Annotated in this window: 5 protein-coding genes and 2 pseudogenes; 6 read left to right on the top strand and 1 reads right to left on the bottom strand. The window is 63.4% G+C overall.

Annotated elements, in window-relative coordinates:
- From EN994_RS14810 to EN994_RS14800, 3 genes and pseudogenes are all read left to right on the top strand, one after another.
- A pseudogene (locus EN994_RS14810) lies at nt 1-186 on the top strand (ABC transporter ATP-binding protein); the annotation flags it as partial.
- On the top strand, nt 183-998 hold the full coding sequence (locus EN994_RS14805; protein WP_013529864.1) for an ABC transporter permease: 816 nt from the start codon (nt 183-185) through the stop codon (nt 996-998). The pseudogene EN994_RS14810 and the gene EN994_RS14805, both read left to right, overlap by 4 nt.
- A gap of 38 nt (nt 999-1,036) precedes the next feature.
- Entirely contained in the window at nt 1,037-2,047 is a 1,011-nt protein-coding gene (locus EN994_RS14800; protein ID WP_013529865.1) for an ABC transporter substrate-binding protein, read from the top strand.
- 38 nt (nt 2,048-2,085) lie between these two features.
- On the opposite strand, the gene EN994_RS14795 is transcribed toward EN994_RS14800, so the two are convergent.
- Entirely contained in the window at nt 2,086-2,511 is a 426-nt protein-coding gene (locus EN994_RS14795; RefSeq protein WP_063168893.1) for a hypothetical protein, read from the bottom strand.
- A gap of 100 nt (nt 2,512-2,611) precedes the next feature.
- On the opposite strand from EN994_RS14795, the gene EN994_RS14790 reads away from it, so the two are divergent.
- The 3 genes and pseudogenes from EN994_RS14790 to EN994_RS14780 form a co-directional block, all read left to right on the top strand.
- On the top strand, nt 2,612-3,640 hold the full coding sequence (locus tag EN994_RS14790) for a BMP family protein (protein ID WP_063168892.1): 1,029 nt from the start codon (nt 2,612-2,614) through the stop codon (nt 3,638-3,640).
- 76 nt (nt 3,641-3,716) lie between these two features.
- Nucleotides 3,717-5,285, top strand: a complete 1,569-nt coding sequence (locus tag EN994_RS14785) for an ABC transporter ATP-binding protein (RefSeq protein WP_063170327.1) — start codon at nt 3,717-3,719, stop codon at nt 5,283-5,285.
- Nucleotides 5,282-5,811: pseudogene (locus tag EN994_RS14780) on the top strand (ABC transporter permease); the annotation flags it as partial. The gene EN994_RS14785 and the pseudogene EN994_RS14780, both read left to right, overlap by 4 nt.

Genomic DNA, 5,811 nt, shown 5'->3' with positions numbered 1-5,811 from the left:
GCCATCCATCTGTCGCGCCATGTTCATGTGCTGGGGATCAAGCCGGGACGGATCACCGAGAGCCTCGACATTGCGCTGCCTTACCCGCGCGACCTGTCGGTCACCGAAGATCCGGAGTTCGTCAGGCTGGTGGTCCAGTTGCGAACGATGCTGCGCTCCAGCCATCAACCGGGAGGCGCGTCTTGAGCGACCAACCCATAATCGACCTTTCCGAGCCGCGCCTCGCCTCCAGCTGGAGTGCGGCGACCGGCAGCTGGCTGCCGGCTGTCATCCTCCTGCTGGTGACGATCGTGCTGTGGGAAGCCGCGGTGCGGATCTTTGCCATATCCGCCTTCATCATTCCCGCCCCGTCCGAAATCGCGAAGTCGCTGGTGGCGCAATGGGGCACGCTGATGCAGGCGACGCTGGTGACGGCGGGCGAGATCCTGTTCGGCTTCCTGGTCTCGGTCGTGGTCGGCATTGCCATTGCGCTGGTCATCGTGCGCTTCGATTGGTTGGGACGCGCGCTGTATCCACTGGTGGTGCTGTTCCAGAACGTGCCGAAAGTCGCCCTCGCGCCGATCTTCATCCTCTGGTTCGGCTATGGGCTGGCGCCCAAGATCGGCCTGATCCTGGTCATCGCCTTCTTTCCGGTGACGCTCTCCATGCTGGCGGGCATGCAATCGGTCGACCGCTCGCTGCTGTCGCTGATGAATTCCGTCGGGGCCAGCCCGACGCAGATCCTGTTCAGGATCCGCGTTCCGCACTCGCTGCCGAACCTGATGGCCGGAACCAAGATCGCCGCCACGTTGAGCGTGATCGGCGCCATCGTCGGTGAGTTCGCCGGGGCGTCGGACGGTCTCGGCTACGTCATCCAGTTCGCGTCGACCCAGCTCGACACGGCGCTGGTCTTCGCAGCGCTGCTGCTCGTTTCCGTGCTTGGCATCGCCTTCTACTACGCCGCCGAAATCCTAGAACGCATCGTGGTGCCGTGGGCGCCGAAATTCAGCCAATCCTAGGCCCGCTCGATCAACCAAATTCATAAAAGGGAACAAAAATGCTGAGACGCTCACTTATCAAGGCCGCTACCTTCGCGGCGTTTGTCACGGCACTCGGCTTCTCCAGCGCGGCTCTGGCGGCGGACAAGGTCAACGTCCAGCTCGACTGGGTCGTGCGCGGCAATCACGCCATGTTCTTCGTCGGCAAGGAAAAGGGCTTCTTCGCCAAGAACGACATCGATGTGGCCGAGATCCGCAAGGGATCCGGCTCGCCGGACGCGATGCGGCTGGTGGGCAATGAGAACGCGGATTTCGGGTTCGGCGATCTTCCCACGCTTGCCGTCGCACGGTCGCAGAATGTCCCGGTCGTGGCGCTGGCAGCCGTCAATCAGCACTCGCCGCTGGGGATCATTTCGCTGGCCAAGACGCTGAAGCTCACCAAGCCGTCCGACCTCAAGGGACTGACCATCGGCATTCATCCGGCCGGTTCCACCTACATCTTCTTCAAAGGCTTCCTGGCCGCCAATGGCCTGACCGAAAAGGACATGACGCTGAACAGCGTCTCGCCTCCCTATGAAAGCTATTTGCTGCTTGGCCGGGTTCAGACGGTCGTCGGCTATATCGATGCGGAGGTTCCCGAACTGGAAGCGAAGGCCGGGGGCCCGGGCTCGCTCAGCATCATGATGGGGGCGGACTATGGGTGGAAAGCCTATGGCTCCGGCCTGTTCACCTCGCAGGCGATGATCAAGGACAAGCCGGACGTCGTGCGCCGCTTCGTCAAGGCATATAGGGAGGCCTTCGACTATGTCGTGGCTCATCCGGAAGAGGCCGCCGAGATCACCGCCAAGGCAGCGCCCGGCTATGCGGACAAGAAGGACGTACTGCTGGCGCAGATCAATGCCGACATCGCCTCGACGTTCACCAGCCCGGACACCAAGGAACACGGTCTCGGCTGGATGACGAAGACGCAGTGGGAGGAGACCCTAAAGACGCTGACGGACCAGGGCGTGCTCAAGGCGGCTCTGTCGGCGGACGACGTCTTCACCGACGCGTTCCTGGCAAAGGAATAAGAGGCTCGCGATGTTCGAACGGACGCGGGAATGAGCGCCTACCGGCAGGCCAGGCTGTCCTGCGCCATGGCGCAGGACACATCGCGCTCGCCTTTCGCCGCATCGGTGCGGTCGAGCGTGATCTGCACGCGGGTGGCATATGCTCGGCTCGCCAGACCGCACCACAGCCGCTCGACGGGCAGGTTCTCGCGCTTGTCGTTGAGGATCGTGAACGTGCCGGTCTTCGCATCGAACCAGAGCTCGACGCGGGTCTTCTTGCCCGGCTCGATCGTTGCGATCCCGGCCGAATACCAGTGGGCGAAGTCGGCGTTGCAGGAGAGGCCTTCGCTGCCCGCATTCGAAATCGTCAACGGAACCATGTCGAGCCCGTCAGTGCCGGTGCGGACGACGACATGGTGCAACTCAACCGCGTTGGCGAAGGACGATAACGCCAGCATCACCGGAAGGGCATAACGGATCTTCACTTTGCCTGAGCTCCACAATGTAATTTTTCCTAGGCAGTCTATCTCGCTTTCGCGCAATAACAATAAGAATATTGATTGGTGAAACAACAGAGAGGGTAACATGTTAAAGCTTCTTAAGAGCAGTGTAAGTGCAGTTATATTAGTCGGTGTCTTGATTAGCGGCGCGCTTGCCGGCGAGGTCAAGTCGATCGCCATCCTGACGCCCGAAGAAGGCACGGACTACGGCTGGAACCAGCAAGGCATCGATGCCGCCAAGGCGGCTGGCAAGGCCGCCGGCGTCGAAGTGGTCGTGGCCCAGGGCCTCGGCTATGGCGATGTTCGCCCGACCTTGCGGGAACTTGCCTCCGACGGCGCCAGCCTGCTGATCGCGCATGCCAGCGGCTACAACACCTCGGCGCCTGAAATCGCCAAGGAATTGAAAGTTCCGGTGGCAATCGTCGACACGCCAGCCGGCCTGGAGAAGGGCCTTGTCGCCGACTATACGCTGAGCGGCCACGAGGGCGCCTATCTCGCCGGCCGTCTCGCCGCCAAGGTGTCGCGTTCCAAGTCGGTCGGCATCGTGGTGTCGGGCGAACCGCCATCGTGGAATTCGCAGTCGGCGGCGTTCGCGCAAGGCGTGAAGGCGGAGAACCCGGACGTCAAGATCACCTACGCGGTGATCGGCCCGGCCGCCTACAGCGATGCGGCCGGCGGCAAGCGCGTCACCGAAAGCGTGATCGCATCGGGCGCCGACATCATCTTCGGCCAAGGCAACGGTTCGAGCTTCGGCATGCTGCAGGCGGTCGAGACGACCAAGGCAGCCGATGGCGGCAAGGTCTATTTCATCGACGTCATCGGCGACAAGTCACCGATCGACAAGGGCTTCCTGCTGTCGTCGGTGGTGTGGAATATCGAGCCGGTCTATGCGGCGATGATTGCCGACCTGAAGGCGGACACGTTCGGCACCAAACACTATACGATCGGCCTCAAGGACGACTCGGTCAAGTTGCTGAAGACCGCTGCGATCCCGGACAATGTCTGGACGGAAATCCAGGCGCTGCGCGAGGACGTCATTTCCGGCAAGATCAAGGTCGAGCCGGTCTATGACGCGGCCGCCGTAAGGGCACTGATGACCAGCGTCGCCCAGTAAGGCGATCATGGTCGGCTGCCGGAGGGGTGATCCGTTCACCCCTCCGGACGATTCCTGTTTTTTGGTGCTGGGCTTCATGAGCGGTTTTTCTTCATCGTCCGTTGCCGGGCGCGACATCGTCGCGCTTGAAGGCGTGACCAAACGGTTCCCCGGCATCGTTGCCAATGACAGCGTCGACCTGTCGATCCGCCCGGGCGAAGTGCATGTGCTGCTGGGCGAGAACGGCGCTGGAAAATCGACATTGATCGGCATGTTGTCCGGCCTGCAGCAGCCTGACGAAGGACGCATACTGGTCGACGGCAAACCGACGCCGATCACCTCGCCACGCCATGCGCTGGCACTCGGCATAGGCACCGTATTCCAGCACATGATGCTGGTGCCGACGCTGACGGTGGCGGAGAACCTCCTGCTTGGCGGGCCGTGGTGGCAGCGCCCCAGGACCGAGGAACTGGCGGCGCGCGTCGCCGAGATCACCGGCACGCTCGGCATCACCGTCAAGCTTCAAGCCAAGGTATCGGAGTTGTCGCTCGGCGAGCAGCAGCAGGTCGAGATCCTGCGCGCGATGCTGCGCAACAGCCGGCTGCTCATCCTTGACGAGTCCACCTCCATGCTGACGCCGAAAGGTATCGACGAACTGGGCGCGCTGATGCGCCGCCTTGTCGAGCAGGGCCTTGCGATCGTCTTCATCACCCACAAGCTCAAGGAGGCGGCTGCCTTCGGCGACCGCATCTCGGTGCTGAAGCTTGGCCGCAAGGTCGGCGAGATTCCACCCGAGCGGTTTCGCACGCTGGGCGAACAGGAGATCGTCTCGGAGATCGTGGAATTGATGTTCGGCAAGCAGAAGGATGACCCGGAAGCCGTCGAGCGTCCTGTCCGCACTGCCCGCGCCGGCGCTGCCCCGCTGCTTCAGGTGACGGACCTGGCGGTAGCGGCGACGGACAATGCGCCGGGCCTGTCGTCGATCTCCTTCGACATCCGCCCGGGCGAGATCCTCGGCATAGCCGGCATCGACGGCAACGGCCAGAAGCAGCTGGCGGAAGCGCTGGCCGGCCAGCGTACAGCCACAAGCGGCTCGGTGCGGCTGGACGGCGCCGCCATCGAGACGCTGAGCGTCGGCGAGCGCCGCCGGCGCGGCCTTCGCTACCTGACCGACGACCGACTGGGCGAGGGCACTGTCGGCACCTTCCCGGTCTCGATCAATTTCTTCCTCAAGCAGGTCGGCGCGGCCCCGTTCTGGCGCAACGGCGTCGAGCAGCGCGCGGAGATCGACAAGCGCGCCGCGCAGCTCGTGCGCGAATACGACGTGCGCACGCCGAGCCTGAAGACGCCCGTCGCGCGGCTGTCCGGCGGCAACATCCAGAAGGTGCTTCTGGCAAGGGAACTGGCTGAAGGCGCCAAGGTGGTGATCTTCAACAAGCCGACCTATGGGCTCGATCTCACCAACACATTGGCGTCGCGCCAGCGCATTCGCGATACGGCGGCGCGTGGCCTTGCCGTGCTGCTGATCTCCACCGACCTCGAGGAATTGCTTGGTATGTGCGACCGCATCGCCGTCATCGCCGACGGCGCTTTGGTCGGCACCGTCGAGAACGTAGACGACGCCCGCACAAAGGTCGGTCGCCTGATGATCGGACTTGCCGCATGAGCATCGACACCGCACCCACGGTCAGCGCCACCGCACTCGATGCCACGAGCGGGGCAGCGACGCGCCGCGACATCCTGCATCGGCTGCTGATGACGCTCGGCCCGATCCTTATCGCGCTGGTCATAGCCGGCTGTATCCTGCTTGCCGTCGGCGTCGACCCGCTGGCCTATTATGGCTTCGTGCTGGAGAAGGGACTGTTCTCGCCGCTCGGCATCCAGCAGACACTGACGCGCATGGCGCCGCTGCTGTTTCTCGCCGCCGGCCTGATCGTCGCCTTTCGCGCCGGCATGTGGAATCTGGGCGGCGACGGCCAGTTCCTGCTTGGCGCGGTGACGGCGGCTGCCAGCGCTCCCGTGTTCGTGCAGATCATGCCAGCCTGGCTGGCGCTGGTCTGCTCGTTCCTCATCGCCATGGTGGTGGCGATGATCTGGTCGCTGGTGCCGGCGCTGCTGCGTGCCTATCAGGGCGTCAACGAGATCATCACCACCCTGATGATGACGTTCCTCGGCACCTCGCTCGCCAATGT

Source organism: Mesorhizobium sp. M7A.F.Ca.CA.002.09.1.1, from assembly GCF_003998555.1.
Classification (GTDB): Bacteria; Pseudomonadota; Alphaproteobacteria; order Rhizobiales; family Rhizobiaceae; genus Mesorhizobium; species Mesorhizobium ciceri.
This window is presented reverse-complemented; position numbering and strand designations above follow the sequence as displayed.

Bases quoted from the DNA above. Each gene is read 5' to 3' on its own strand.
- EN994_RS14800 (WP_013529865.1), top strand. From the start codon at position 1,037: ATGCTGAGACGCTCACTTATCAAGGCCGCTACCTTCGCGGCGTTTGTC.
- EN994_RS14790 (WP_063168892.1), top strand. From the start codon at position 2,612: ATGTTAAAGCTTCTTAAGAGCAGTGTAAGTGCAGTTATATTAGTCGGT.
- EN994_RS14785 (WP_063170327.1), top strand. From the start codon at position 3,717: ATGAGCGGTTTTTCTTCATCGTCCGTTGCCGGGCGCGACATCGTCGCG.